The sequence below is a fragment of the Falcatimonas sp. MSJ-15 genome, assembly GCF_018918265.1.
Taxonomy (GTDB): Bacteria; Bacillota; Clostridia; order Lachnospirales; family Lachnospiraceae; genus Falcatimonas.
On sequence record NZ_JAHLQC010000062.1, the window covers coordinates 1 to 975 of the forward strand.

At 33.6% G+C, this 975-nt stretch carries 1 pseudogene; it reads right to left on the reverse strand.

The features are described from left to right. Positions 1-460: 460 nt before the first annotated feature. Positions 461-975 (reverse strand): annotated as a pseudogene (locus KQI85_RS16375) (hypothetical protein); the annotation flags it as partial.

Genomic DNA, 975 nt, shown 5'->3' on the forward strand with positions numbered 1-975 from the left:
TTCGTTGAAAAAGGTACAGAGTTTGACGAAAGCCAATACGTTAAGACACCAGAAGAAGGCGACAGAGGATACTCAGAAAAAGCAGCTTATATGGATAGAGTTGTTAGCGAGAAATAATCGTAAGCCTTATTTCAGATTCAGAATTTAGAGTTAAAGCTTAAGGGCAGAATTTAAAATTAAATAATATATTCGTTCATATCGAATACGAATAGAGTAAAATCCCCTTTGGATGGTAATATCCAAAGGGGATTTTTGTATTTGCATTGTCTTGAAATGCCAGCTGAGAGATGTTTATTAGGTTGTATATTGTATTTAGACGTCAATAGAGGTCAAAAGAAGAAACTCCATAAATCAATTTGTTAATTAAAGGATAATAAGTCCATAAATATGACCACCTATATATGCTGAATAGGTGGTCATATTTACTTCTAAATTTTACATATCTAATATTAAATTATTCTTATTCTGTATCAGTTTCATTAATATAACTGGTGAGTAGTTCTTCTGAAATACCAAAATTCTCAGAAATATGTTTATATATTTCTGAATCAGGGAGTCCAAATTGTTGCATCATTTTAACGGCGGATTTAATATTCTGCTTACGCTCTTTTTCTTTTCCTTCTGCCAGCCCTTTCTCACGCCCTTTTTTAAGTCCTTTTTTGAGTCCTTCCTCACGTCCCTCTTCTCTAAGTTCAGCTTCATATATTTTCTCATCAAATTCAGTTATACACACGCTAACCACCTCCGCTTTATGCTTAATCAAAAAATCACTCATAATGTTCTTGTCTATACAGTAATCTACTGCCTGTGTTACAGCTGTCTTAATATCATTACTACCATCCTCTGAGTATTCTCTCACTTTGTTTATGAATATCATATATTCCTTAAGAGGTCTGCATTTTTCAAGAAGAGTATCATTCTTGCCTGGATTAAGGTTGTAGACCATGGCAGTCCATTCAAAATCTCCGCTGTCAT